This is a genomic window from Sorangium sp. So ce1036 (genome assembly GCF_051369805.1).
Taxonomy (GTDB): domain Bacteria; phylum Myxococcota_A; class Polyangia; order Polyangiales; family Polyangiaceae; genus Sorangium; species Sorangium cellulosum_F.
On the sequence record NZ_JBBMOX010000002.1, the window covers coordinates 33,977 to 59,495 of the forward strand.

At 73.9% G+C, this 25,519-nt stretch carries 19 protein-coding genes and 2 pseudogenes; 15 read left to right on the forward strand and 6 right to left on the reverse strand.

Annotated elements, in window-relative coordinates:
- Positions 1–226 precede the first annotated feature (226 nt).
- Complete coding sequence (gene speB / locus WMF31_RS37335; RefSeq protein WP_436606670.1) at positions 227–1,174, forward strand: agmatinase; 948 nt, start codon at positions 227–229, stop codon at positions 1,172–1,174.
- Here the strand turns inward: speB and WMF31_RS37340 are convergent.
- The gene (locus WMF31_RS37340) at positions 1,101–3,812 is read right to left on the reverse strand and encodes a cation-translocating P-type ATPase (protein WP_436606671.1); all 2,712 of its coding nucleotides are present in this window, start codon (positions 3,810–3,812) and stop codon (positions 1,101–1,103) included. The genes speB and WMF31_RS37340 overlap by 74 nt on opposite strands.
- Before the next feature lie 234 nt (positions 3,813–4,046).
- Here WMF31_RS37340 and WMF31_RS37345 point away from each other — a divergent pair, with 234 nt between their 5' ends.
- Together WMF31_RS37345 and WMF31_RS37350 are read left to right on the forward strand one after the other, a co-directional pair.
- Entirely contained in the window at positions 4,047–6,188 is a 2,142-nt protein-coding gene (locus tag WMF31_RS37345) for a PAS domain S-box protein (RefSeq protein ID WP_436606672.1), read from the forward strand.
- 21 nt (positions 6,189–6,209) lie between these two features.
- Entirely contained in the window at positions 6,210–6,362 is a 153-nt protein-coding gene (locus WMF31_RS37350; protein ID WP_436607605.1) for a hypothetical protein, read from the forward strand.
- Positions 6,363–6,434: 72 nt separating this feature from the next.
- Here the strand turns inward: WMF31_RS37350 and WMF31_RS37355 are convergent, their stop codons facing one another.
- On the reverse strand, positions 6,435–6,995 hold the full coding sequence (locus WMF31_RS37355; protein WP_436606673.1) for a cupin domain-containing protein: 561 nt from the start codon (positions 6,993–6,995) through the stop codon (positions 6,435–6,437).
- A gap of 476 nt (positions 6,996–7,471) precedes the next feature.
- Positions 7,472–7,966, reverse strand: coding sequence for an Hsp20/alpha crystallin family protein (locus WMF31_RS37360; protein WP_129354736.1), 495 nt, complete (start codon positions 7,964–7,966; stop codon positions 7,472–7,474).
- Between the two features lie 260 nt (positions 7,967–8,226).
- On the opposite strand from WMF31_RS37360, the gene WMF31_RS37365 reads away from it, so the two are divergent.
- The 9 genes and pseudogenes from WMF31_RS37365 to WMF31_RS37405 all read left to right on the forward strand — a co-directional run bounded on the left by WMF31_RS37365 (position 8,227) and on the right by WMF31_RS37405 (position 16,081).
- Entirely contained in the window at positions 8,227–8,415 is a 189-nt protein-coding gene (locus tag WMF31_RS37365) for a hypothetical protein (protein ID WP_436607606.1), read from the forward strand.
- Positions 8,416–8,434: 19 nt separating this feature from the next.
- Complete coding sequence (locus WMF31_RS37370) at positions 8,435–9,340, forward strand: DNA integrity scanning protein DisA nucleotide-binding domain protein (RefSeq protein WP_436606674.1); 906 nt, start codon at positions 8,435–8,437, stop codon at positions 9,338–9,340.
- Between the two features lie 363 nt (positions 9,341–9,703).
- A pseudogene (locus WMF31_RS37375) lies at positions 9,704–9,841 on the forward strand (2-oxo acid dehydrogenase subunit E2); the annotation flags it as partial.
- Positions 9,842–9,844: 3 nt separating this feature from the next.
- Positions 9,845–10,102 (forward strand): acyl carrier protein, encoded by a 258-nt coding sequence (locus tag WMF31_RS37380; protein WP_436606675.1) that lies wholly within the window; start codon positions 9,845–9,847, stop codon positions 10,100–10,102.
- Positions 10,103–10,112: 10 nt separating this feature from the next.
- Positions 10,113–10,370 (forward strand): annotated as a pseudogene (locus WMF31_RS37385) (ribose-phosphate pyrophosphokinase-like domain-containing protein); the annotation flags it as partial.
- Between the two features lie 920 nt (positions 10,371–11,290).
- The gene (locus WMF31_RS37390) at positions 11,291–12,256 is read left to right on the forward strand and encodes a PLP-dependent cysteine synthase family protein (protein ID WP_436606676.1); all 966 of its coding nucleotides are present in this window, start codon (positions 11,291–11,293) and stop codon (positions 12,254–12,256) included.
- A 747-nt stretch (positions 12,257–13,003) separates the two neighbouring features.
- Entirely contained in the window at positions 13,004–13,912 is a 909-nt protein-coding gene (locus WMF31_RS37395; protein ID WP_436606677.1) for a hypothetical protein, read from the forward strand.
- Positions 13,913–14,425: 513 nt separating this feature from the next.
- Positions 14,426–15,373, forward strand: a complete 948-nt coding sequence (locus WMF31_RS37400; RefSeq protein WP_436606678.1) for a hypothetical protein — start codon at positions 14,426–14,428, stop codon at positions 15,371–15,373.
- A gap of 162 nt (positions 15,374–15,535) precedes the next feature.
- Positions 15,536–16,081: a hypothetical protein gene (locus WMF31_RS37405; protein ID WP_436606679.1), complete on the forward strand. Its 546-nt coding sequence runs from the start codon at positions 15,536–15,538 to the stop codon at positions 16,079–16,081.
- Between the two features lie 165 nt (positions 16,082–16,246).
- Here the strand turns inward: WMF31_RS37405 and WMF31_RS37410 are convergent, their stop codons facing one another.
- Positions 16,247–18,163 (reverse strand): radical SAM protein, encoded by a 1,917-nt coding sequence (locus tag WMF31_RS37410; RefSeq protein WP_436606680.1) that lies wholly within the window; start codon positions 18,161–18,163, stop codon positions 16,247–16,249.
- Positions 18,164–18,432: 269 nt separating this feature from the next.
- Between WMF31_RS37410 and WMF31_RS37415 the strand changes: the two genes are divergently transcribed.
- Together WMF31_RS37415 and WMF31_RS37420 are read left to right on the forward strand one after the other, a co-directional pair.
- The gene (locus WMF31_RS37415) at positions 18,433–20,523 is read left to right on the forward strand and encodes a hypothetical protein (protein WP_436606681.1); all 2,091 of its coding nucleotides are present in this window, start codon (positions 18,433–18,435) and stop codon (positions 20,521–20,523) included.
- A gap of 127 nt (positions 20,524–20,650) precedes the next feature.
- Positions 20,651–21,334 (forward strand): phosphoribosyltransferase, encoded by a 684-nt coding sequence (locus tag WMF31_RS37420; RefSeq protein ID WP_436606682.1) that lies wholly within the window; start codon positions 20,651–20,653, stop codon positions 21,332–21,334.
- Here WMF31_RS37420 and WMF31_RS37425 read toward each other — a convergent pair.
- Both WMF31_RS37425 and WMF31_RS37430 read right to left on the reverse strand, forming a co-directional pair.
- Positions 21,291–23,681, reverse strand: a complete 2,391-nt coding sequence (locus WMF31_RS37425) for a heavy metal translocating P-type ATPase (RefSeq protein ID WP_436606683.1) — start codon at positions 23,679–23,681, stop codon at positions 21,291–21,293. The two genes, WMF31_RS37420 and WMF31_RS37425, sit on opposite strands and share 44 nt — an antisense overlap.
- Positions 23,682–23,714: 33 nt before the next feature.
- Entirely contained in the window at positions 23,715–24,140 is a 426-nt protein-coding gene (locus WMF31_RS37430) for a CBS domain-containing protein (RefSeq protein ID WP_129354824.1), read from the reverse strand.
- A gap of 135 nt (positions 24,141–24,275) precedes the next feature.
- Here WMF31_RS37430 and WMF31_RS37435 point away from each other — a divergent pair, with 135 nt between their 5' ends.
- On the forward strand, positions 24,276–25,433 hold the full coding sequence (locus WMF31_RS37435; protein WP_436606684.1) for a CapA family protein: 1,158 nt from the start codon (positions 24,276–24,278) through the stop codon (positions 25,431–25,433).
- Positions 25,434–25,519: the final 86 nt, after the last annotated feature.

The following is a 25,519-nucleotide window of genomic DNA, read 5'->3' on the forward strand; positions in this document are numbered from 1 at the left end:
TCCCGGGGCTCGCCCCCGGGACGTGGGATGTCCGCGCGCACGCCGGGGCTCACGCGCTCGAGATCGTGAGATGCCAGCGCCGCCCGCGCGTCTCCTTCGCCCGCGAGCGGCCGCGGCGACGGACCCGCGCTGTCCGCGCTGTCCGGCGCGCCGATCCGGGCGCTGGCTGGGGCGCGCGGGCGCGGTCATGATGGCGCGAGATCCCTTGTCCAAGGAGGAGCGCCTCATGCCCGCACCGGACCCCGCTCACGGCGCCGAGCTCCCGCCCTTCGCCGGGATAACGTCGTTCATGCGCCGCCCGGCCACGCGCGATCTGGCCGGCGTGGACGTGGCTGTCGTCGGCATACCGTTCGACGGCGGCACGTCGTACCGGAGCGGCGCCCGCTTCGGGCCGCGGCGGATCCGCGAGGCGTCGGCGATGGTGTGGGGGTACAACAACGCGCTCGCCGTCAAGCCGCTGGACGTGCTCGAGGTGGTGGACTACGGCGACGTGAACGTCATCCCGCCCTCCATCACCGAGACCATGGCGAACATCGAGTCCGAGGTGGGCGCCATCCTGGCGGCCGGCGCGGCGGCGCTGGCGCTCGGGGGCGATCACTCGGTCAGCCTGCCGCTCCTGCGCGCCCACGCGAGGGAGCACGGCCCGCTCGGGGTCGTGCACTTCGACGCTCACCCGGACACCTGGGACCACGAGTTCGACGACCGGCCCTACAGCCACGGCACCCCGTTCCGCCGGGCGATCGAGGAGGGGATCATCGACCCTTCGCGCTACGTCCAGGTGGGGCTGCGCGGCCCCACGCTCGAGGCGGGAGACTGGCAGTGGGCGCGCGAGCGCGGCGTGCGCGCGATCACGATGGATGACGTCGCGGAGATCGGCTTACCCGCCGTCATCCGGGCAACGCGAGAGCCCCTCCGCGGCCCGATCTACGTCACGCTCGACGTCGACGCCGCCGACCCGGCCTTCGCGCCGGGGACCGGCACGCCCGAGGTGGGGGGCTTCACCAGCCATGAGCTGCTGCGGCTCGTGCGGGCGCTGCGCGGGGTCGAGATCGTCGGGGCCGACCTCGTGGAGGTGTCGCCGCCGTACGATCACGGCGACATCACGGCGCTCCTGGCCGCCAACCTGGCGTTCGAGCTGCTGTCGCTGATGGCCGTCCGGCGGCGCGGAGGATGAGCCTCCGCAGCGCATCGGCGAGCACCATCACCGCGGCGCCCCCGGGCAGCCACAGGAGCCACGCCGGCCCCACCGGGGCCATCGCGAAGAGCCGGTTCAGCCCAGGCACATAGAGGAGCGCGACCGCCAGCGCGACCTCGACCGCGAGCCCCGCGGCCACCCACGGGTTCGACCCGAAGGCGAGCCGCTTCCGGAGAGGCCCGTCGCGCTGCGCGAACAGACACCCGATCTGGCCCGAGACGATCCCGACGAAGGTCATCGTCGCCGCCTCGCGCTCCAGCGCGCGAAACGGCTCGAGCGGCGCGAACGGTCTCCAGCCGTGCGCCCAGTGAAAACCGAAATACGCCACCACGCCGAGCAGCGCCTCGATGGCCCCGTAGAGGAAGAAGGTCCGCAGCGCGAGCCCCCGGGTGAGGATCGGCCTGCGGGGCGGCTCCGGGGGGACGTGCAGCGCCGCGGGCGACGCCGGCTCCACGCCGAGCGCCAGCGCGGGGAGCACGTCGGTCCCCAGGTCGATCGCGAGCACCTGCACGATCGCCAGCGGGAGCGGGATCGGGAAGAAGATGTAGAGGAGGAACGGCGCGAGCTCCGCGACGTTGCTCGTGAACACGTAGCTCACGAAGCGGCGGATGTTCTGCTTGATGGCCCGGCCTTCCTCGATGGCCGCCACGATCGTGGCGAAGTTGTCGTCGGACAGGATGATGTCCGCCGCCTGCTTGGCCACCTCCGTGCCGCGCAGCCCCATCGCCACGCCGACGTCGGCGGCGCGCAGCGCGGGCGCGTCGTTCACGCCGTCGCCGGTCGCCACGACGACCTCGCCGGCCCGCCGCAGCGCCTGCACGACCCGGAGCTTCTGCTCCGGCGTCGTCCGCGCGAGGATCGCGTCGGCCCCGAGCAGATCGAGCAGCGCCCGGTCGTCCATGGCGTCGATCTCCGGCCCTTCCACCAGGCGGTCGGCCGCGGGGAGCCCGATGGCGGCGGCCACCGAGCGCGCGGTCGCGGGGTGGTCGCCCGTCAGGATCACGACCCGCACGCCCGCGCGCCTGCAGGCCGCGATGGCCGCCGGGACCTCCGGCCGCGTCGGGTCGTGCAGACAGACCAGGCCCAGGCACGTGAGCGGGCCGCCGGCCTCCCTCACGGCGAGCAGGAGCACGCGCTCGCCGCGCTCGGCCGCGCTCGCCACCGCCTCGTCGAGGCCCGCGGGCGCCGGCGCGCCGGTCAGCGCGACGACCGCCTCGGGCGCCCCCTTCACGAGCTCCCGCGTGGCGCCGCCCGCCGCGCACGTCACCGCCATGTAGCGCCGGCGCGCGTCGAACGCGGTGTCGGCGACCCGCGGCCACCGGGCGCGCGCCTCGGCCAGGTCCACCCCGCCGGCCGCGGCCCAGCGCGCGAGGGCCACGTCCACCGGATCGCCCTCATACTCGCCGCCCCCCGGCGCGGGACGCGCGTTGTTGCACAGCGCGGCCGCGAGCCGCGCCGCCCGCTCCGCGTCCGGGGGCGCGCCGCGCGCGGGGGTGAAGCCGCGCACCGACAGCGCGTTCTGCGTGAGCGTGCCCGTCTTGTCCGTGCAGATGGTCGTCACCGAGCCGACCACCTCGACCGCGGAGAGGCGCCGCACCGGCGCGCCGCGGGCCGCCATGCGCTGCGCGCCGATCGCGAGCGACACGCTGAGCGTCGGCAAGAGCCCCTCGGGCACGAGCGCCACGATGACGCCGATCGCGAACGTGAGCGCGCCGAGCGGGCCGACGCGGTGGAACGCCTGCGCGAGCACCAGCGTGGCGGCGCCGGCGAGCACCGCGACGACGGCGGTGACGCGCGAGAGCTGCGCGACCTGCCGCTCGAGCAGCGAGCCTTCGCGCTCGCCCTGCTCGAGGAGCCGCGCGATCTCGCCCGCGGCGCTCTCCGGGCCCGTCGCGAAGACGAGCGCCTCGCCCGAGCCGGTCACCACGGAGGCGCCGCTCGGGAGCAGGCTCGGGAGCGCGAACGCCTCGGCGCCGCGCGCGCCGCGGCCCGGCGGGGCGATCGGCGCGGCGTCGCGGTCGACGGGGACCGTCTCGCCCGTGAGCATCGAGAGATCGATCGACAGGCTGTCCGCGCCGAGCAGGACGCAGTCGGCCGGGACGAGCTCGCCGGCCGAGAGCCGGACCACGTCGCCGGGGACGAGCTCGCGCGCGGGCACGCGCCGCTCGACCCCCGCCCGGACGACGCGCGCGCGCACGGCGACACGGCGCATCAGGCTGCTCACGACCTGCTCGGCGCGGTGCTCCTGGACGAACGCGAACACGCCGTTGAGCACGACGACGGCGACGATGGCGAACCCGAGCTCCGGGGCGCCCGCGGCGAAGGCCAGGCCGGCGCCGAGCCAGAGCAGCAGCGCGAGCGTGTGCGTGAGCTGCGCGAGGAGCGTCCGGAGGGGCCGTGATCGCCTGGGCGGCGTGGGCTCGTTGTCGCCATGAGCGAGCCGCCTCGTCGTCGACTCGGCCTCTGACAGGCCGCCCGGCGCGGAGCGCAATGCCTGGATCCGGCCCTCGACGGGGAGCGCGACGAGCGCCGCCGGATCGAGGCGCGCTCGCGCGGCGGTGTCGCGCGGCGACCGTGGTCGCCCGGCCGCGGCGACGGAGGGAGATGGTCGATTCACATCCGCGGGCCTCGGCCGGCGAGAGGCAAGCGTCGGTCCGGCGCATGACGGCGGGATTTCCACCTGCCCGCGCGCCGCGAGGATCGGTCGAGACGAGCTGCCCGCGGCCCTGGACCGAACGCCGAGGAACGCGAACAGATCGACTTCGTCGAACAGTATCGTCGGCAATCCGCCGCAGCGGTCCTTCCGGGAGCTTGAAGCTCATGGGATACTTGACGGCTCATGGTGGGGACCATGCGCTGGAATGAGCGAGCGGAGCCGTCGTGCAGCGGCGAAGCGGAGGTCGCCGGCGGGGCGCTCTCGAGTCGAAGCGGGCCCCCCGGGACCCTCGCGACCCCGGGCGAGCTCACGGCGCGGGCCGCGCTCCGCGTGGCGCGCGCGGCCCACCTCGACGAGCTGGCCGGGCTGCTGCTCGATGGGGCCCTGGAGCTCGGCGCGAGCGCTGCCTCCCTGCTCCTTTCCTCCGATCGCGCGGGCGAGCTCGGGCTCCACGCCGACCGCCACCTCCCGGCCGACGTCCGTCGTCACCTCGAGCGGGTGGCGCTCGACGCGCCGCTGCTCGACGCGTGGGCGGCGAGGACGGGCCGCGTTCAGGTGCTGGGGGGCGTGTGCCCGCTCGCGTCGGGTCCGAGCCTGACGCGCGAGCTCTGCGCGCGGACCGGCGCACAGGGCGTGATCGCGATGCCCCTCTTCGCCCGCGATCGCTGCCTCGGCGTCCTCTCCTCGTATCTGCCCCACCCTCCTTCCCATGCCGGCGTCGATCTCGAGGCGCTCGCCGCGCTCTTCGCGGTCGGCCTGGACAGCGCCCTTGCGCGCCGGGAAATGGCGCGCGTCGGATCTCGGGCCGAGGCGCTCCAGCGGTCGAGCGCCGAGCTCGGCGGCGGCGCCGCGGCGCTCCTTGAGGGGCACGACCTCGCCCGGCGCGACCAGGCGGAGCAGGCGCTCCGGGAGAGCGAGGAGCGCTTCCGGCTCAGCTTCGAGAACGCGCCCATCGGCAAGGCCATCGTGGGGCTCGACGGGAGCTTCGTCCGGGTCAACCGTGCCTATTGCGAGATCGTGGGCTACTCGGCCGACGAGCTCTCGAGGCTCCGGTTTCAGGACATCACCCACCCCGACGACGTGGACACCGACGTGGACCTGGCGGAGCGGCTGCGCCGCGGGGAGATCCCGCGCTACCGGCTCGCGAAGCGCTACATCCACAAGGACGGGAGGATCATCCCCGTCATCCTGCACGCGTCGATGGTGCGCGGCGTGAACGGCGCGCCCATCCACTACATCTCGCAGGTGGAGGACGTGACGGAGCGGGTGCGGGCGGAGGAGGAACGAGAGCGCCTGCTCGCGCAGCTCGGCGCCGAGCGGAGGACGCTCCAGGCGGTCTTCGACCATGCGCCCGTGCCGCTCGTGCTCATCGAGCGGAACGGCGCGGAGCGCGTGATCGCCAACCTGCACGCGATCGAGCTCGCGGAGGGCACGCCGGAGCGCAGCCAGTTCGCCGGCCGCGTGCGCCGTCCGGACGGCACCCCCGTGGCGCTCGACGAGCTGCCCTCGAGCCGGGCGCTGCGAGGCGAGACGATCTCCGACGAGGAGCACGTGATCACCCGGACAGACGGCTCCTGCCGGACCATCCTCATCGCGGCCGCCCCGCTCCGCGACGGCGCGGGGGCGATCGTCGGGGCGCTCGTCGCCGCCAAGGACATCAGCCCTCTGAAGGAGCTCGAGCGGAGGCGCGAGGAGTGGACCAGCGTCGTCGCCCACGACCTGCGCCAGCCGATCAGCACGATCGTCCTCAAGGCCTCGGTGCTCGCCAGGCAGCCGCAGTGCAGCGACAAGGCGGGGCATATCCTGGCCAGCGCGATGCAGATCAACCGGATGATCACCGATCTGCTCGACGCCTCCCGGCTCGAGTCGCGCCGGCTGGAGCTCACGCGCGTGGAGGTCGATCTCCCGGCGCTCGCCCGGGCGACGGTGGAGCGGGCGGCGGACGCGACGAGGGGGCATCGGGTGGACGTCGAGGTGCTGGGCGAGGTGCCGCCGCTCACGGCCGATCCCGGGCGCCTGGAGCAGGTGCTCACCAACCTGCTGTCCAACGCGGCCCGGTACGGCACACCCGGGGCGCCCATCCGGATCGCGGTGGGGCGCCGGGGCGGCGAGGTGCTCGTGGCGGTCGAGAACGAGGGCAAAGACATCGCGCCGGAGGAGCTGCCGACGCTCTTCGCCCGCTACTACCGGACGCGCGAGGCGAAGGCAGGGAGCGCCGTCGGGGTGGGGCTCGGGCTCTACATCGTGCGTGGGCTGATCGAGGCCCACGGGGGGCGGGTCTGGGCCGAGAGCGCGTCCGGGAAGACGACGTTCCAGTTCACGCTGCCGCTGGCCTAGTACGTTGTCACCCCATCGCTCATGAGGCCGTCGACCGCCACGCCGCGGGCGCGCAGCGGCAAGATCATGCGGCGGCTGCTCCGGGCGCGCGAGCTCGGCCTCCCCGAGGGCGACCTGTCGACGCTCGAGGCCGGGGCGGGCGCGACGGGCAAGGCCGGGGACGAGGCGCCGTGAGCGCGCGCCACGCGGGAGCGCGGCGGTGGGGCGCCGCGCGCGACGCGCCAGGGATCACCGGACGGCGCCGGCCTACCTCCGCTGCCCTCGCGCGCCCGGCGCCGGCGTCGATCGCTCCATCCGGCGGCCGAACTCCTCGTCCTCGGTGTCCGCCTCGGCGTCGGCCTTGGTCCTCTGGACCCGGCCCGGGATGTGGTTCGGCGGCGAGTAGATCGTGAGGATCTTCAGCGGGGTCGCGCCGGCGTTGACGAAGTTGTGGACCGTTCCCGGCGGCACGAAGACGACGTCCCCCGGGTTGAACGGGGCGGCCTCGCCGCCCATGACGACGCGGCCGCTGCCCCCGGCGCAGAACAGGATCTGCTCCACCCGCTCGTGCTGCTCCTCGCCGACGTCGCCGCCGGGCGGGATGCTCATGACCACGATCTGCATCCTGTCTTTCGTGTAGAGCACCCTGCGATACGCGGTGTTGCTGCGCGCGAGCTGCAGGATGTTCGCATGGTAGGCGCTCCCGCTCGGCTCACCCCGGGTGAACACCCCCTGGGGCGCGGCCTTGCCCCCGTGCGCGCAGGCCGAGAGGCCAGCCGCCATCATCCCCGCGAAGACCAGCTTTCTCGACCAGCGCACGTCGACCATGGAACACCCCCTCCCGCGTGGCAGCGGCCGCGCATGACCTCTTCGCAGCCGGGCCACGGCGGCGATCGCGCCGATCGCCTCGCGTCCGCCGCGTCGCCGGCGGCGAGCGCTCGTGAGGCCGGCGCTTCCTCGCGGGAGAACATAGGTCCACCGGTCGAGACCGCCAGCCCGCGCCCGCGGGCGAGCCCCGTGTCGCCTGGCTCGATTACCGGAAATCCGTTCGCGCGCAGGACGCCGCTCTCGTGGCGCTCCGGCTCGACCGGGCGAGGGTGAGTTTCCCGCGATCCCACCGGCGCCATGCCGCGCCTACCGGCGGACATGCGCCGGCGCTACGTCCTCGGGCGCGCCCCGGCGGCGTCGGGCGACGGCCAGCGCGCGCGAGGGGGGGAATCCATGTACATCAACTATCTCACGCTGGCGCTCGCCACCGCGGCGCCGGCGCTGTGGCCGGGCGAGCGGCCACGCGTCACGGCCGCTCAGGCGGCCTTCTTGCCCTCGCCCTTCTTGCCCTCGGCCGGCGCCTCGGCGCTCGGCGCGCCGGTCGTCTTGATCGAGATCTGCTTCGACTGGACGCTGGCGGCCTTGGGGACGGCGATCTCGAGCACGCCGTGCTTCAGCTCGGCCTGGATCTTGTCGAGATCGGCGCTCTCGGGCAGCGTGAACGTTCGGCTGAAGCTGCCGTACGAGCGCTCGTACGTGTAGTAGCGCTCGCCCTCCCGCTCCTCTCGCTCCTCGTCGCGCTTGCCGCTGATCGTGAGCTGGCGCCCGCTCAGCGAGATGTCGACGTCACTCTCCTTCACGCCGGGCAGGTCGGCCCGGAACACGAAGCGATCTTTCGTCTCCTTGAGATCGATGTCCGGCGAGAACCAGCCCTCCGGCTGACGGAGCCGGGCGAGAGGCTCCATCTCCGCGAACGGATCCCACTGGAGCATGTCGCGCATCATGCGCTCCGGGTCGAGCGCGCGCATCATCGACGCGGCCCTACGAGGCTCCCGCCAACGCGACAGCAATGCCATGAATGACCTCCTTCGCTCACCGAGCAACCTTTCGTGCCATCCGGCAACGGGCAGAGCCTCGCGGGGCTCGTGCGGCTGTTGCCGAGGGAGAGAGGTGCAGGATCCGTGCTCACGACGCGTGCGCCGGCTGGGACAGGGCGTGGCGCGCGCGGGTGAGCTCGCGCCCCCGTGACGCCCTCCGCGCCGGAAGCCCGCGGAGATCGCTGGCCCTCGGGTTGCATCCGGAGCGCAGCCACACGAGCGATCTCGTCGAATCGGGCATCGTCGATCCGACCAAGGTGGTGCGCGTCGCGCTCGAGAACGCCGTGTCGGTGGCGAGCGTGCTGCTGTTGACGGAAGCGACCATGACCGATGTCCCCGAGCCGGCGAGGAAGGAACGGGCGGTCGCGCCGCCGCTCGAATGAGCGTAGAGTCGACGGCGCCATGGTGGGCCTTTACGATGATCCGCCGAGCGCGCCCACGGAGCTCCAGATGCAGCTCCTCCACGCCGCCGCGTCGATCGGGCGGCTGCCGCTGACCCGGCGCGTTCTCTACATGGGCGACGTGCCCTTTCCGGCGGAGCTCATCGACGCGACCCTCCGGGAGAAGCTGGTGCACGTCGTCTCGCGCGCGCCGCTCCGCGACGCGCTGCTCCAGCGCGCGGAGCGCGCGGTGTGCGTGCCCGGCTATGCGATGGGGCGACAGGACAAGCTCAAGCTGGCGCTCATCGGCGCGACCACGCGGGGGTACGTCCAGCAGGGAGATCGGGTGATCGGGCTCGTCGGACCGGGGCCGCAGGCCTATCCGGACACCCTCCTCGTCACGGAGCTGGACCAGACCGCCCGGGAGGCCACCGTGTTCGGCGAGATCGGCGGCGGCCGGGTGGATCCCGCCGTGTTCGAGGCGATCGTCGAGCTCGCGCTCGAGCTCGGCATCGAGGGCTGGGAGGGGCACGCGCTCGGCGCGATGTTCGTCATCGGCGACGTGGAGCGGGTGATGGCCGGATCGCGGCAGCTCACGATCAACCCGTTTCGCGGCTACAGCGACGCCGAGCGCGACCTCGCCGATCCGGCGGTGCGCGAGGCGCTGCGCGGCTTCTCCACCCTCGACGGCGCGTTCGTCGTCCGGGAGGACGGCATCGTCGTCGCCGCGGCCAGGTACCTGGAGTTCCCCGCGCGGACCGACATCCAGATCCCGCTCGGGCTCGGGTCGCGCCACGTGGCCGCCGCGCTCGTCACGGCGGCGACCGACGCGATCGCCGTCGTGGTCTCCCAGGCGACCGGCAACGTCCGGGTCTTCCGCCGCGGCGCCGCCGTGCTGGAGCTCCCGCCGGGCCACCGGCGGATCTGACCCGACCGCGGCCGCGGTCGGCGCGCTCCTCCCGGGACACCGGCGCCCGGATCGGTGCGGGGACGCGAGGGCGCCCCTCCCCGTCGACCCCGGCCGGCGGGTAGCGCCGGCGGCCGCCGGTCACGCCGGCTTCGCGCGTGACGGCGGCGGTACGGTCGTTGCTCGATCCAGATCTCCGGAGCCTGCGTGTGATGAAGGGAGGCGGCCTACCGGAGCAGGGAGACGCGCGGGACCGCGCGGCCGGTCCCGCGGGCGCGCTCGGGATCCCGGCCGCCGAGGCGCTCGCGGTCCTCCGGGCGATGTTGCTCATCCGCCGCTTCGAGGAGCGGTGCGCCGAGCTGTACACCCGCCGAGCGGCCGTGGGCCGTCGACGGCCGCGTGGCGCCGCGGCCGCTCGTGAGCGCCACGCTCGCCGCGGATCACCGCGTGACGGACGGCCACCGGGCGGCCGCCTACCTCGCGTCGATCGACGCGCTCCTGCAACGACCGGAGGGGCTTTGACCCATGGACAGGGGTGAGATCGAGGCCGTCGTGCGCCGGGAGCTCCCGCGCATCGCGCCGGAGGCGGACATCGAGGCGCTCGACGCGGGCGGCGACGTCCGCGAGGAGCTCGACATCGACTCGATGGATCTCCTGCGCTTCGTGACGGCCCTGGACGCGCAGCTCGGCGTGAGCGGGCCCGAGTCGGACTACCGGCGGATCACCACGGTCCGCGGGTGCACCGACCACGTCGCGGAGAAGCTCGGGCGGCGAGGGGCGTGACGGCCAGGCCATGGATCTCTGCCTCTTCACCGGCACCGCCAACCCCCCGCTCGCGCAGGCGGTGGCGGCGCGCCTCGGCGTCGGCCTGGGCGACGCCCTGGTGCGCCGCTTCGCGGACGGCGAGCTCCACGTGCAGCTCCGGCAGAGCGTGCGCGGGCAGGACGTGTACCTCCTCCAGCCGACGAGCCCGCCGGTCGACGAGCACCTCCTCGAGCTGCTGTTCCTCGCGGACGCGTGTCGCCGCGCGGGGGCCGCTCGCCTGACGGCGGGAGGGACGATCGAGGCCGCGGTGAAGGCGTTGCTCGCGGCGGGCTGCGCGCCGGACCTCGTCGTCCTCGCGACGCACGCCCTGCTCGTCGGCCCGGCGACGGCCCGGCTCTCCGCGCTCCCGGTGCGCCGGTTCCTCGCGACCGACAGCGTCGTCGCCGCCGCCTGTCCGGCCCTCCCTGCGGAGATCGTGCGCCTGGACGGGCTGCTGGCCGAGGCGATCCGGCTCCTCCATGACGGCGGGTCGCTGGAGGGGCTGCTCGCGCACGGCGGGGGCGCGTCGCGCTAGACACGTCGTGGGGAAAAGCCCGCCGCCCCCGGGAAAAGCGACGGTCCGCCGACGGTGGCGCCCCGGAGCATTCCCGAAGTCCGTCGCCTGACCTTGCGCCGGGCCTACGGCTGCTTGTCGAGATAGCAGGTTGTTTTGGCTTCGAGCTCCGAGACCGAGGGATCCCCTCATTCTCCGCGACGAAACTTGTTGAATTCGATGGTCGCAGAGGACTGCCCACGGTTGCCATATGCAGGCCCACTGGCCACAGCAATCGTCGAAACCTTCATCGAAGCGAAGAACTGTGTCATGCGAGTGAGACATCGCTGACCGGAATGCACACTGAAAGGAGGCGACCACCGAGTTTAGCGCATATGCCGTTGGTCCGAGCGACACATGACGACCCTCGCGAAGAACGTCGGCACCTGAAGGTCAACACGGCCAAGCGCCGGACGCAATCGCCCTGTCACCAGGGGCTCTCTTGGTACGACTGCATTTCCCCCTGCGCGAGGGCTGGCTTCGGCCCCTCATGATTGCCTTCGATTGCATCGTCCGGGAGCACGCCGTCTTCCACGAGATCTTCCCCATGATCTCAGGGAATTCCCCACCCTCGCGGGCGAACACGGCGGTGACGCGGCCGAGCGGTCCAGGTCGTGCACCGCGAGCAGGGCAGCAGCGCGCGGGGCGCGGCGCGGCGCGAGGTCCTGGACATGAAGACGATACTCGACGCGACAGGCAACACTCCCCTGCTGGTGCTCGACGGCATTCACGTGAAGTGCGAGCAGCTCAACCCCTCGGGCTCCGTCAAGGACAGGCTCGCCAGGTACATCATCGAGAAGGCGGAGAAGACAGGGCTCCTGAAGAAGGGCGCCACGATCGTCGAGGCGTCGACCGGGAACACGGGGACGGCCGTCTCCATGGTCGGCGCCGTGAAGGGATACAAGGTGACGATCTTCATCCCCGAGGGCCTCTCCGGCGAGCGCTACAAGATGATGCGGGCCTTCGGCGCCGACGTGCGGACCGTCGCGCCGAACCGGACGGATCTCGCCGTGCAAGGCGCGGTCGCCCTGGCCAGGGAGCGGGATCACTTCCACGTGAACCAGTTCGCGAACCCCTGGAACATCGAAGATCACGAGGAGCACCTCGGCCGGGAGATCCTGCGCGCCTTCGGGCGCCGCCGGATCGACGCCGTCGTCGCGGCGATCGGCTCCGGAGGGACCCTGCTCGGCCTCGCGAGGGCCTTCAGGCGGGTCAACCCGGCGGTCAAGGTGCTCGGCGTCGAGCCCACCCGGTGCGCCCTCGTCCACGGGCGCCTGCACAGGCTGCCCGAGGTGTGCCAGCCCCACCGGATCGAGGGCATCGCCGAAGGGTTCGTGCCCCCGCTCGTCGAGGACAACCTCGCGCTCCTCGACGACGTCCTCCTGGTCGACGACGAAGACGCCATCGAGGAGGCGAGGCGGATCGCGGAGGTCCACGGCTGCTTCGTCGGGGTCTCCTCCGGGGCCAACCTGCTGGCCGCGAGGCGGCTCAAGGAGGCGCGCCCCGAGCTCCGGAACATCGTCACGCTGTTCCCGGACGAGGGGGAGAAGTACCTGAGCGAGCCCTGGTTCTCGCGCTGAGCGCGACCCCCGCGGACGCGCCGCGAGGGGCCATTCGTCTCGCCCCCGTCGCGGGCAAACCGGCTACTTCGTCCGCGCAGCCCGCTCACCGCTCTCGATCGTCTCCCGCGTCTGCGGGCCGAAAGCGGCCAGGCCAGGGCGCACCAGTAGGGATAGAGCAGGCGGCGCTCGACGCGCTGTCGATGGTCATGGCGTCCCGCGTCCCAACGGCGAAGACATGCCCAGCACCCACTCGAGCAGGCCGCAGGGGCCGTCCTTTCCCTGCCAGCCGTCGAGCGTAGTTCCACACCTGGGGCAAGCGAGCTGCGGCGCCGGCGTGTACCAGTCGAACATCCCCCTACTGGAAACCTGTCAATGATGTGGGTCCTCCCAACGGGCTCGGCGGTGCGCTGCCGCGCCGCAGGCGGGTTCAGCGCCAGTGCTCCCTCGGTTGCACCTCTCGTGACATCTTGAGCTGTTCGCGATCCGGACGCCATGCGGCTCCGCCTCGCGCGCCGCCTGTTCGCGTCGCGGATCCGTCGGTGGGGTTCGCGCGCCGCCGAGGCGCTGCGCTGCTGCGGGCGGCGGGGCAGCTCGTGATGTGCCCTGGTGTCAGGTCGCACGCAGGTCACTCGGCGTGACGACTCGATGGAGGTGCCCGGAACTCAGGAGGTGGACACGGTTGCTCCGGCCCCTGCGGACCTCACGCAGGGGCTCGGCGCGCCCTTGAGGATTCGGCATGGCTGCAATCCCCCGAGAGACGACGCGATGCCCTCAGTCACCCATGAAGCCCTGGTGGAGCTGTTCAAGAACCGGCCGACGCTCGCCGCCGAGATGCTCCAGGACGCGCTCGGCCAGCCGGTGCCGGCCTTCACGGAGGCGCGCGTCGTGTCCTCCGACCTCACCGAGATCCAGCCCTCGGACCGGCGCGCGGACGTCATCGTCGTGCTGCTGGTCGGCGAGCAGCAGCGGCCCGCGATGGCCATCGTCGTCGAGGTCCAGCTCGGCGTGGACCCGGAAAAGCCGTATTCCTGGCCCGTGTACGTCACCCAGACGCGGGCCCGCCACCGCTGCCCGACGCGGTTGCTCGTCGTGACGATCGACGCCGAGATCGCGCGGTGGTGCGCGCGGCCGATCGACACGGGCCACCCCGGCTGGACGCTGACCCCGCTGGTGCTGGGCCCCGAGGGCGTCCCGGTCGTCACCGACGCCGCGCAGGCGACGGCGGCGCCCGAGGTCGTCGTGCTCTCGGCCATGGCGCACGGGCAGGGTGAGGCGGCCGAGGCGATCGGCGTGGCGTTCCTGGCGGCGGCTGCCGGGCTCGATGAGGAGCGCCGCGCCGTCTACGGGGACCTGGTGCTATCCTCGCTGAACGCAGCGGCGAGGCGGACGTTGGAGGCGATGATGAAGGCGGGATACGAGTTTCAGAGCGAATTCGCGCGCAGCTACGTGGCGAAGGGCATGGAGAAGGGCATGGCGAAGGGGCGGCAGGCAGGGCTCCTCGAAGGCAAGGCGCAGGCCGTGCTCGCTGTCCTGGAGGCCCGCGGGCTCGAGGTCCCTCCCGAGGTCCGGAAGCGCGTCCTCGCGAGCACGGACCTCGCCGAGCTGGACCGGTGGATCCGCCGCGCGGCCTCCGTCGGCGACGCCAGGGAGCTGCTCGCGACGACCGGCTCCTGAGCGCGCACGGCCTCGGGAAGCGGTCGGACGGCCGGGGGGGGACGGCCACGCGCCGAGCTCGTGGCGCTCGGCGCGCCCGAGCCCGGCATGGTCGACCTCGGCGAGAGTCGCAGGAGACCGTGCTCATGGCGAGGGCTGGGCGCTTACGTCTGCCGGTCTGCCGCGGCGCGAAGCGCCGCCGGCAGCAGCGGCTTGTTGTTAGGTGCAGGGCATGCGTTGTACCAGCCGCTCGTTCGCCCCTGGTACCGGACCAAACGTCGGCCATCCTTTCGACCCACTCCTTCGACCCATGAACGCGGCGTCGCGACGCTCGCGGTCCCGCCACGTCGGTTCGCCGCGCCACGGCTCTTCGCGCAGCGCTCCGGCTTCTTTTCCCTACGCGCTCAGCCGCAACGTCGGCCTCGTCGCCGCCGCCGCGCTCGCCTGTGGCTCGCCCCGGGCCGCACGCTGTCCCGCCCGCAGGACAGCGCGGATTGTTGGCCACGTCCTGGGCAGGCATGTAGACGGCGCCCGATGGGCTCGACCCGGACGGCGTGGCACGTGCTGCTCGTCGCGCTGCTCAGCCAGCGCGGCCCGCGGCGGTTCCAGGTGCGCAGCGAGGTGCCGCTGTCGACCGAGCCGCTCCGCGCAGACTACCTGCTGCTGCGCGGCAGCGCGGGCCCGAGCGAGCCGGCCGGCACGCTGAGGCGGCTCTGGGACCTGCTGCCCAGCGACACGATCGTCGAGTTCAAGAGCATCGGCCGGCCCTACCGCCGCCGTAACCTCGACCGGCTGTGCAGCTACCTGCACCTGTACTGCGCCGACGAGCCGGCCCGGATCGAGCAGCGGAGCGACCTGTGCGGCGTGCTGCTCGTCCCGTCGCGCACCAGGTCGCTCGACGCCGACGTGGCCGACCTCGGCCTGGAATGGGGCGACCTCGGCGGCGGCTACTGGCGGCTCCACGGCGGGGCGTTCGCGCTGCTGGTCGTGGAAATCGACGCCGCGGCGGAGGCCGAGGACGACGATCTGCTACGCTTGTTCGGGCACGGCGCGGCGCGCACCATCGAGGCCCGCCGGTGGCTCTCGCAGCAGCTTGGAGCCGAGGAGATCGCCATGGAAATCCACGATTTGGAGGGCTTTGACGAGGTCGTCCGGAAGCTCCTGGCCACCCTCCCGCCCGAGCGGGTGCTGTCGGCCTACCCTCCCGAACAGCGCCTGGCGGGGCTGCCGCCCGAGCAGCGCCTGGCGGGGCTGCCGCCCGAGCAGCGCCTGGCGGGGCTGCCGCCCGAGCAGCGCCTGGCGGGGCTGCCGCCCGAGCAGCGCCTGGCGGGGCTGCCGCCCGAGCAGCGCCTGGCGGGGCTGCCGCCCGAGCAGGTGCTGCTCGCCTTGCCCGACGAGGTGCTCCAGGCCCTCTCCGACTCCTACCTCGGCACGCTCTCGGCAGCGACGCGCGCCGCCATCCGCGCGCGCATCGGGCGGTAGGGACGGCAGCACCCGCGACACGAGCGGCAGCACCCGCGACACGAGCGGCAGCACCCGTTCACCCGGAAGCGCCAGGGAGAACGCGCACGCGGGGCGAGGTCCCCGCTCCGTGACCCCTCCTGGCAACGCGATCTCCGCCGAGCCCGCCCAGACGCCAGGCCGATGCTCCTCCCCCCGAAAGCGACCGGCCTCGCCGCGCCCGCGGGCGTGTTGCGACCGTGGCCGTCCGTGCTGGCGACGTGGGGCCCTGGAGAGCGGAGCACGCTGCACGCCCACCACTGCTGGCACCTCGTCCTGGCGCTCGACGGCGAGCTCCAGGTGCGCACGGCCGACGAGAGCCCGTTCCAGCCGGCAGGCGCCGTCCTCACCGCCCCCGACGTCGCCCACGCGATCGACGCGTCGGGCAGGCGCGTGCTCCTCGTGTTCGTCGAGCCGGAGAGCGACACCGGCGACGGGCTGGCCCAGGCGCTCGGGGCCGCGAAGCTCGAGATCGTGGGCAGCGAGGCGGCGGACCGGCTGCGGTCGTGCGTCGCCGCGGTCGGCGACGGCGAGCTCGCGGCGGCGCTGCCCGGCGTGCTCCAGGCGCTGGGGGTGGCGCTCCCGCCGACCCCCATCGAGACCTCGCCGGTTGGACCGAAACCCCCGCCCCTCAGCGGCTCGGCGCGCCGAGCTACGATGGGGAGATCTCCACGGCGCGTCGCCGCGTGATCGGCTCCCGACACCACCTCTCGACGACCGCTCTCGACGTTGCGCCGTCCTCTCACGAGGTGTATGTCGAACCGCGACGACGAAAGGTGACCGTCTCGAATCCAACCCCTCTGGCTCCGTCAAGGACAGGCTCGCATCGCCTCGCCCCCGTCGCGGGCAAACCGGCTACTTCGTCCGCGCAGCCCTCTGCGCCCGGGCCAGGTCGTCCTTCAGGCGCGCGATCACGGCGACGATGCGGTCACGTGGCGCGGCGTCGAGCCACATCTCCAGCCCGTGGCCGCGCGCGAAGTCGGCGAGCGCGGGCAACACGCGCCCCGGCTCGTCGGTGATCACCGTGGCGCGGGGGCGGATCCACGCCTGGTCGGTCGCGAGCTCGTCTTCCGCGGTGAGATAAGGCCGCAACGCCACCTTGAGCGCGGCGGGCTCCAGGTTCGTCGTCTCGTCCTGGGAGCGCCAGAACACGGCGGAGAGCCGGACCGGGCCGCCGTCCATCCACTCCGCGGTTCCGCCGGCGCGCTGGATCTGGAAGCCGTAGCGCGCCGGGATGCGCGCCGACGTCATGACGAGATAGCGGCCCGCGATCACCGCCCTGCCGTCGAGCGAATCGGCCATGGAAGCGGCCCCTCCGGCGTCCGGGAACGAGGCCCAGAGTCGCGCGCGGTCGGCGCTCGGGGGGCGGGCGGCGAGCACGTGAGGCCAGTGAGCCTCCCCGGGGAGCGGGGCCAGCTCGGCGGCCAGGAGGGCGCCGTGCCGCTGCGCGATCGCCTCGAGCTGCGCGATGGTGCCGTGGAGCGCCCCCAGGTCCGGTGTTCCGGCGGAGGGCGACGCGCCGCGGATCGAGACGGGGCCGTACAGGTCGAGACCGCGCCTCTCGAGGACGGCGAGGTCGTCCACCATCAGCGCGACATGCGCCGCCTCCAGCGACGCCGCGTCCCCGAACCGCAGGCCCGCCACGATCTCCACCGGATCGTGCTCGTGGACGCCGGAATAGGCCGCTCGCCCGCCCCGCTTCCACAGGAGCGCGCGCAGCGAAGGGAAGTCGTCGTCCACGGCCATGTCGGTATGCAACATCACGCTCCGCCCGACGCGCGCGATCGAGTCCGGCGCCACCTCGTCGTGGTCCAGGCGGATCCCCTCGCGCTCCAGGAGCGATTGCCACTCTTTCCCGTACGGCGCGCCCGGCGTCCATCCCGGCAGGAGATCGTCGATGTAGCGACGGGCGTCGTCGAGCTCCTCGAAGCGCCCGACGAGCACGCAGTCCCCGCTGTTGTTGCCGGAGAACCCCTGCCAGATACGGATGCCGTCGGAGAGCCGTGCCTTGCGCCGCGCGGGCCGGGCGCAGCCCGGGAGCGGCGCGGGCCCGAGGAGCCGCGCTCGCTCGGCAGCCCAGACGGCGAGCACGTCGTCCGCCGACCGGACGGGCACGCCCCCCTTCTGGAACGAGCACGCCTTGAGCGTGCGATCCGAGGTGATCGTCACGAAGTCCAGGCCGGCCCCGCAGTCGCCGTCCACCCCCTCGAACAGGCGCGGCACGGGCTCCAGCCGGTCCCCGAAGCAGACCGACAGCCGCACCCGAACAGGGCTGTCCGCGAGGATCTCGGAGAGGCGGCGCTCGTCGTCCCGGCGAAGGTGGTTGTGCGGGTCGAGCCCCACATACCGGAGCAGCGCCACGTCGCGGCACCCGAGCTGGGCGAGCCGCGCGAGGAGCGCGGGCAGCGAAGGGAGCAGCGCGGGCGTCGCGAGCACGTTCACGCCGAACGTCACGCCCGCGGCCGCGAGCAGCGCCAGCCGGTCCTCCCAGGGCGTGTCTTGATAGACCGAGACGCGGATCTCTCCGACGTGCGGCGCGAGCGCGCGGAGCCTCCGCTCCGTGAGCAACGTGCCGTTCGTGGTGACGTGGAGCGCGAGCCCGGTCCGCTCGGCGAGGCGCGCCAGGAGCTCGTCGAAGCCGGCGAAGGCGAGCGGCTCTCCTCCGCCGAACGCCACCTCCAGGAGGCCGCGGCGCGCGAGGCCCGAGAGCACGTCGAACGCCCCGTCCACCGTCCACTCGCTCCCCGCATCCCGGTCCCGCGAGCTTGACAAGATCGAGGGCCGATCCCGCGGGGCTTCGGGCCCATTTGCATGGATTTCTTCCCAAGATCGAGCGCTCAACGTCAGCTTGTCGAGGCAAATCTCCCCATCCAGGATGGCCGTGGGCTGGATCTTTGAATTCAGCTTCTCCATCGAGGATGGTCGCAGGTCCAGTTGTCAGTTGAACTTCTCCATCGAGGATCTTCGCGGCGCATCAGTGCACGTTTTCCGCCATCCTGCACGGCCGCCGCGGCGCCGCGAAACCCGATAGCCTGCCACGCGTGGCCACCACGACGCTCCACGGCCCGGAAGCCGCTCCGCCGGCGGCTCGACCTCCGTCGATCCCGCCTTCCGCCAGGTACGACCCCGAGCACGGGACGTACGAGCTCGTGGAGGCCGACGCCGAGGGCCGCCCTTCCGGCGAATGCCTCGTGTACCGCGCGAGCGACGGCTCGCTGCTCTCCCGCTCCCGCTACGTGAGCGGCGTGAAGGACGGCCCGTTCACCGTGTACCACCCGAACGGCCAGCCCGCGCAGCGCGGCCGCTACCGGGGCGGCCAGCTCGACGGCGACGTGGTGGCCTACCGCAGCGACGCCCCGACCGAGCTCCGGCTGCAACGGTGCTGTGTGCCGCCCGGCGCCTGGGAGCTGCGGACGCGCTATCGACACGGCTGCCTCGTGCGCCAGGTGTTTCACGACCGCGCCGGACACCCGATCTCCGCGGACGGCTCCCGCTGGCCCGACAGGCCCGCCGGGGTCGACGAGGCCGCGGAGTACGACCAGGGCTCGCAGCGCTGGCTGGTCTGCGAGGTGGACGAGGCCTCCGCCGCGCTCATCCACCGCTACTTCACGCTCCAGGGCACGCCCTCCGAGGACATCGAGATCCGCGCCGGGGCGCGCTCCCGCGAGCGCCGGTACGACGCGCTCGGCCGCCCCGCCGAGGAGCGGCACCTCGACGCCCAGGGCCGCTCCCACGGCCCGTCCACGCGCTGGTTCCCCGATCCGGACGCGAGCCCCTACCTCGACCCGCGCGTGCGCGAGGAGCGCGGGCAGTTCTGGCACGGGCACCCCGTCGGGGTGTTCCGGGGGCTCGACGCGGACGGGACGCCGGTCGTGGAGCGCGACCTCGGCGCGGCCCTCGACGAGGCCGCCCTCGGCGCGTCGCCCGCGCTCGCCGACGAGCTCGCGGCGTGGGACGCGGAGCGCGCCTGGGCCCTCGCGCGCGCGCTCCGGCAGGAGGGCCGCCCGCGCGAGGCCTGCTGCGCCGCCGCCCGCGCGGCCGTCCGCGGGGGCGAGCGCGCGCGGCTCGTCGATTTCCTCCGCGCCGCGACCCTGCCGCAGAAGCCCGAGGCGGCAGCGCAAGGCGGGCGGGCGCTGCTCGACCTGTCCGACGCCACCGCGCCCGGCGCCCTGACCGCGCTCCTGCTCGGCGCCGATCCGAGCGCGGCCTACCGCGCGCTCGCCGCCGTCTTCCCGGGCTCGCGCCGCGTCGCGCTCTCGCTCGTCGAGGCGGCGCTGCTGCTCGAGCCCGAGCGCCGCGCGACCTGCGTCACGCGCGCGCTCCTGCGGCTCGACCTCGGCGATCCCGGCGGCGCGCTCGAGGACGCCGGCCGCGTCGAGCCCGAGTCCGCCGCCGTGGCCGAGCACCTCAGGACCTCGGTGCGGCTGCTGTTCCCGGAGTTCTCCTTCTGGCCGGCGCGCCACCCCCTCGATCCGGGGCCCGGCGACGCCTCGGTCTCGGTCGAGCTCGGCCAGCCGGTCGAGCAGGTGCGGCAGAAGATCCAGGTCTACGCTACCCGCCTCCTGCGCCTGCGCGAGGCCGCGCGGCGCGGCCTCCCGGCCGCCGAGCCCTGCCCCCCGTGGCTCCCGCCCGACCTGTCGCGCGTGCTGCCGGACGGGCCGGTCGAGCTCGCGCGGACCGCGGCGACCCTGACCGAGGAGAACGAGCGCGGCGAGCTGGAGACGGTCGAGCTCACCGTGGACGAGACGCTCGACGCCGGCGCCCTGCCGATCTCCCGCCTGATGCGGCAGGCCCGCGCCGAGTGGGCGGCCCTCTGCTGGCTCTGCTGGTCGGCCGGCCTCGACCGCGTCGCGCTGCCGGAGCAGATCGCGCACCGGCCCGGGTTCACGGCGGCGGTCAACATGGCGCTCGCCCGCTGCGTCCGCGCGCGCGATCAGGTCCAGAGCGGCGGGCTCATCAGCCGGGCTCGCGGCGTGCCGGGCTTCGTCTGGGAGGGGCAGGACATCGACCGGCTCGACCCCACGCACGCGGCCATCGCGGCCGAGGAGTACTTCGAGGTGCGCTGCCTGTTCGTGTGGCTCCTGTTCCCGGAGAACCTCTCCCCGTTCCAGAGCGACATCCGCGCGGCGTGAGCGCGCCTCCCCGCAGGCGGTGGAGCGCCCGTCCGTCACGGCCAGGAGCGCCGCGGCTGGCGAGACAATTGCACCGCTCCGGCGAGCGCCGTCGGTGATCCCGGCGGCGCCGGATGGAGAAGAGCGCATGCCGTTCCGAGATCGGGCCGACGCCGGCCGCCAGCTCGCGACGCGGTTGACCGCCTACGCGGGGCGCCAGGACGTGACCCTGCTGGCCTTGCCGCGCGGCGGGGTGCCGGTCGGCTTCGAGATCGCGAAGATCCTGCGGGTGCCGCTCGACGTGCTGATCGCGCGCCGGCTCGTGGCGCCGATCAACCATCAGATGACGATCGGCGCCGTCGCGAGCGGCGGCGTCCGGGTCGTGGACGAAGAGCTCTGCCGCGCGCTGGCCGTCTCCGACAGGACCGTGCAGTGGATCGCCGACGCGGAGGCGAGGGAGGTGGAGCGCCTGGAGCGCGTCTACTACGGCTGCCACAGGGCGCCGCCCGACGTCCGGGACCGCACGGTCCTCCTCGTCGACGACGGCGTGGCGACCGGCGCGAGCCTGCGCGCCGCCGTGACCGCCGTCGAGCAGGGCCGCCCGGCGGCCATCGTGATCGCGATCCCCGTCGCGTCCTACGCCGCGTGCGCAGAGCTCTCCCGGCGCGCGCGCGAGTTCGTGTACTGCTACATCCGGGATCCGGTCTACTCGGTCGGGCTCTGGTACGAGAGCTACGCGCCGGTGTCCGAGCAGGAGGTCTGCCGGCTGCTCCGGGAGGCGCACGAGCTCAGCGCGTCGCCGCCTGAGCCCCCGGCGCCGGGGGCGCCCTGAGCGGCGCCTCCGGCGGGGCCGCGGCCGGCTCGCCGGGGGCCTCGGCGTGGTAGCGCTCGCTCAGCGTCGCGTAGAGCTCCTCTTCCTGCGCGAAATGGAGCCGCAGCACCGCGTGGAGCCCGTAGAGGATCCGCTGGAGATCGTGCACCTCCGCGGCCGTGGGCCCGCGCGGGTCGAGGTCCCCGAGGAGCTGCTCGTACAGCCGGACCTGGCGGAAGATCTCCCGGTGCGTCGCGCTCATGGGCGCCAGCGGATCCTCGCCGCCGAGGAGCCGGGCGATGACCGGGTAGACCTCGGTGTCGTCCGCGCGCTCGTGCGGGAGGAGCCGCTCGCGGAGGAAGCGATCGAGCGCGTCGAGCTCCGCGCGCGCGGCCGCCGGCGCGAGCTGGTCGACGCGCTCGGCGGCGATCCGCACCCGCTCGAGCATCGGGATGAGCTCGTCGTGCTCCACCTCGAGGCTGCGGCTCATCGACTCCTCCAGCGCCGGCCTCCGCGCGCCGAACCCGCCGTGGTGCGCCCGGAGCGCGCTCAGGATCGCGGCGACGTCGATCGCCTCCTGCAGGAGCGCGCCGGCGGCCGGCGCGAGGAGCCCGAGCGCCGCCGCGCCCATCGCGACGAGCGACAACCCCATCCCGAGGAGGGCGCTCTGTACCGCGACGGCGCGGGCGCGGCGCGCGATGCCGACGGCCTCGGCGAAGCGATCGAGCCGGTCCACGAGGAGCACCACGTCGGCCGCCTCGGCGGACGAGGTGGCCCCGCGCGCGCCCATCGCGACGCCCACGTCGGCGGCGGCGAGCGCGGGGGCGTCGTTGATGCCGTCGCCGATCATCACGGTGACCCCCTCGGCGCGGGCCTCGCGCACGGCCGCGACCTTGTCCTCGGGCGAGCGCTGGGCGAGCACGCGATCGACGCCGAGCGTGGCGCCGACCGCCTCGGCGACGAGGGGGTGGTCGCCGGTCACCATCACGACCCGGCGGACGCCGCCCCGCCGGAGCGCGCGCAGGGTCCGCGGCGCGTCGGGGCGGATCGGGTCGTCGAGCGTCAGCGCGCCGACGAGGCTCTGGCCCTCGGCCACGAAGACGGCCATGGAGCCGGCGCGGGACGCGCGGCGCCGGAGCGCGCGGGCCTCCTCCGGGAGCGGCGCCCCGCGCGCCGCCCACTCGGCGCTCCCGACGCGGACGGCGCGCCCGTCGACCCAGCCCGCCATCCCGGCGCCTGGGGCCTCGTGGACGTCGCCGGGGAACGACAGCGCGAGGCGGCGCTCGCGGGCGGCGCGCACCAGGGCCGCGGCGAGCGGGTGCGCCGAGGTCTGCTCGAGCGACGCCGCCAGCCGGAGCACCTCGTCGGTGTCGCCGCCGCGCTCCGCCGCGCGGAAGCGCGTCACCCCGGTCACGCGCGGGCCGCCGAACGTGAGCGTGCCGGTCTTGTCGAGGAGCAGGATCTCGGCGCGGGCGAGGGCCTCAAGCGCGGCGCCGCCCTTCACCACGACGCCGCGGCGGGCCGCGCGCGAGATGCCGGACACGATCGCGATCGGCACCGCGAGGAGCAGCGGGCAGGGCGTCGCGACCACGAGCACGGCGAGCCCCCGGACGGGGTCGCCCGAGGCGCCCCACGCCGCGGCCGCGATGGCGAGCGAGATCGCCGCGAACCGGAGGGCGTGGCGGTCGGCGACGCGGGCGAGCGGGGCCTTCGAGGCGGACGCCTGCTGCACGAGGCGGACGATGCCGGCGTACGTGCTCTCGTCCGCGCGCGCGGCCGCGCGGAGCTCGAAGGCGGCGCCGGCGTTCGTGGTCCCGCTGCTCACCCGGTCGCCGGGCGCCCGGTCCACCGGCCGCGGCTCGCCCGTCAGCGCCGACTCGTCGAGGACCGCCGGCGCGCCGGCGACGACCCCGTCGACGGGCACGATCTCGCCCGGCTTCACCAGCAGGAGGTCGCCGGGCGCGACGTCGCCGATCGGGACGGTCGTGACGCCGCCGGCGTCGCGGCGGTGCGCGGCGCGGGGGGCGCGCGCGAGGAGCGCGGAGAGCTCGCGCCGGGCGCGCGCGGCCGCGTACGCCTCGAGGGCGCCGCCGGTCGCCATCATCACGCCGATGAGCGCGCCCGCCAGGTACTCGCGGAGCAGGAGCGCGCCGGCGAGGGCGAGGAGCGCGATGACGTCGACGCCGGCCCGCCGCTTCAGCAGGTCGGCGACGATCCGCGCGGCGACGAGGGCGAGCGCGACCGCGGCCGTCGCCGCCCAGAGCGCGTCGCCCAGGCGCGCGCGGCCCCCGAGGTGCGCGAGGGCTCCGCCGAGCAGCCCGGAGAGCGTCGAGGCGACGAGGACACGGCTCGTCAGGGACGGCAGCATGGGACCTTGGCGGTGGATCCGGGCCCCGTGGCCTCACGCCTCCTCGAGGAGGCCGCGGAAGACGTCCACGTAGCTGACGATGCCGAGCACCTCGCCCTCCCCGTCGACGACGGGGAGCGCGCCGATCTTGTTCTCGAGCATGAGCTCCATGAGCTCGGTCACGTCCGCGTCGGGGCCGACGCTCACGACGTTGCCGCTCATCATCGCGGAGACCGGCAGGCGGGCCTTCTGCTGCGCTCTGTCGGCCGCCTCGGCGTCGGGCGAGTGGAGCAGATCGAGCGCGCGCAGGTCGCGGTCGCTGAGCATCCCGACCAGCTCGCCGTTCTCATCGACGACCGGCAGGTGGCGAAAGTCCATCGTTTGCAGCACGTCCATCGCCTCGCCCATGAGGTCGTCGTCCCGGATGGTCCGGGGGTTCTCGGTCATGAGCTCGGCGGCGCTGATCCTGGGTAACGGCATCCGGCTCCGCTCCTCGTGCCGCTCGTGGGTTGCAACTCGTGGGCCAGCCGATCCTGCGGAGGACCGACACGTTTCACGTGGCAATCCGCGTCGAGGGGCGCGATCTGGAGCGTCACAGGGAGGGGGACACGCGCCATGACGCAGGATGCACCGGCGGAGCGGGCCCAGGGCACGGAGGCGGCGGAGGCCGACACGTTCACGGTCTTCCTCTGCGGCGACGTGATGACGGGCCGGGGGATCGACCAGATCCTGCCGAATCCGAGCGATCCCGTGCTGTACGAGGCGGCGGTGAAGGACGCGCGGGGTTACGTCGCGCTCGCGGAGCACATGAACGGGCCGATCCCGAGGCCGGTCGGCTTCTCGTACGTCTGGGGGGACGCGCTCGAGGCGTGGAGCCGGCGGGCGCCCGCCGTCCGGCTGGTGAACCTCGAGACCGCGATCACGACCAGCGACGAGCCGTATTTCAAGGGCATCAACTACCGCATGCACCCGGCGAACCTCCCGTGCCTCACGGCGGCGGGGATCGACTGCTGCGCGCTGGCGAACAACCACGTCCTCGACTGGGGATCTGCCGGGCTGCTCGACACGGTCGCCGCGCTGCGGTCGGCGGGCGTGGTGACGGCCGGGGCGGGCCGCGATCTCGACGAGGCGGCGGCGCCGGCGATCGTGGAGGTCCGGGGCAAGGGGCGGGTGCTGATCTTCTCGATGGGCTCCGAGACCGCCGGTGTCCCGCGGGGCTGGGGCGCCTCGGCGGAGCGGCCGGGCATCTTCTGGCTGGACGAGCGCTCCCCCGCGGAGGTCCGTCGCGTGCTGGACACGGTGCAGGCCGCCCGGCGGGAGGGCGATATCGTCGTGGCGTCGATCCACTGGGGCCCCAACTGGGGATACGAGATCCCGGAGGAGCAGATCGCGCTCGCGCACGCCCTCGTCGACGTCGCGGGCGTCGACGTGGTTCACGGGCACTCCTCGCATCACCCCAAGGCGATCGAGGTCCACGCCGGGCGGCTGATCCTGCACGGCTGCGGCGACTTCTTGAACGACTATGAAGGGATCCGCGGGTACGAGGCGTATCGGGACGATCTGACATTGATGTACTTCGTCACGCTGCGCGCGGGGACCGGGGAGCTCGCCGGCCTGGAGCTCGTGCCGCTGCAGATGCGGAGGTTCCGCCTCCACCGGGCCGCGCGAGCGGACGCGCTGTGGCTCCGGGACGTGCTCGACCGAGAGGGCGCGCGGTTCGGGACGCGCGTCGCGCTCGGGGACGACGGCGGCCTGCTGCTGCGCTGGGGATGATCCGGTATTCCCCCGCGCCCAGGCAGCCATTCACCCCATCACGCGGCGGGCGACGTCCGGCGCGCCGCGCCCGCTCGAGCAAGCTC

Bases quoted from the DNA above. Each gene is read 5' to 3' on its own strand.
- WMF31_RS37395 (WP_436606677.1), top strand. From the start codon at position 13,004: ATGCCCTCAGTCACCCATGAAGCCCTGGTGGAGCTGTTCAAGAACCGG.
- speB (WP_436606670.1), top strand. From the start codon at position 227: ATGCCCGCACCGGACCCCGCTCACGGCGCCGAGCTCCCGCCCTTCGCC.
- WMF31_RS37380 (WP_436606675.1), top strand. From the start codon at position 9,845: ATGGACAGGGGTGAGATCGAGGCCGTCGTGCGCCGGGAGCTCCCGCGC.
- WMF31_RS37360 (WP_129354736.1), bottom strand. From the start codon at position 7,966: ATGATGCGCGCGCTCGACCCGGAGCGCATGATGCGCGACATGCTCCAG.
- WMF31_RS37420 (WP_436606682.1), top strand. From the start codon at position 20,651: ATGCCGTTCCGAGATCGGGCCGACGCCGGCCGCCAGCTCGCGACGCGG.
- WMF31_RS37425 (WP_436606683.1), bottom strand. From the start codon at position 23,681: ATGCTGCCGTCCCTGACGAGCCGTGTCCTCGTCGCCTCGACGCTCTCC.
- WMF31_RS37435 (WP_436606684.1), top strand. From the start codon at position 24,276: ATGACGCAGGATGCACCGGCGGAGCGGGCCCAGGGCACGGAGGCGGCG.
- WMF31_RS37345 (WP_436606672.1), top strand. From the start codon at position 4,047: ATGCGCTGGAATGAGCGAGCGGAGCCGTCGTGCAGCGGCGAAGCGGAG.
- WMF31_RS37370 (WP_436606674.1), top strand. From the start codon at position 8,435: ATGGTGGGCCTTTACGATGATCCGCCGAGCGCGCCCACGGAGCTCCAG.
- WMF31_RS37350 (WP_436607605.1), top strand. From the start codon at position 6,210: ATGAGGCCGTCGACCGCCACGCCGCGGGCGCGCAGCGGCAAGATCATG.
- WMF31_RS37400 (WP_436606678.1), top strand. From the start codon at position 14,426: ATGGGCTCGACCCGGACGGCGTGGCACGTGCTGCTCGTCGCGCTGCTC.
- WMF31_RS37430 (WP_129354824.1), bottom strand. From the start codon at position 24,140: ATGCCGTTACCCAGGATCAGCGCCGCCGAGCTCATGACCGAGAACCCC.
- WMF31_RS37355 (WP_436606673.1), bottom strand. From the start codon at position 6,995: ATGGTCGACGTGCGCTGGTCGAGAAAGCTGGTCTTCGCGGGGATGATG.
- WMF31_RS37405 (WP_436606679.1), top strand. From the start codon at position 15,536: ATGCTCCTCCCCCCGAAAGCGACCGGCCTCGCCGCGCCCGCGGGCGTG.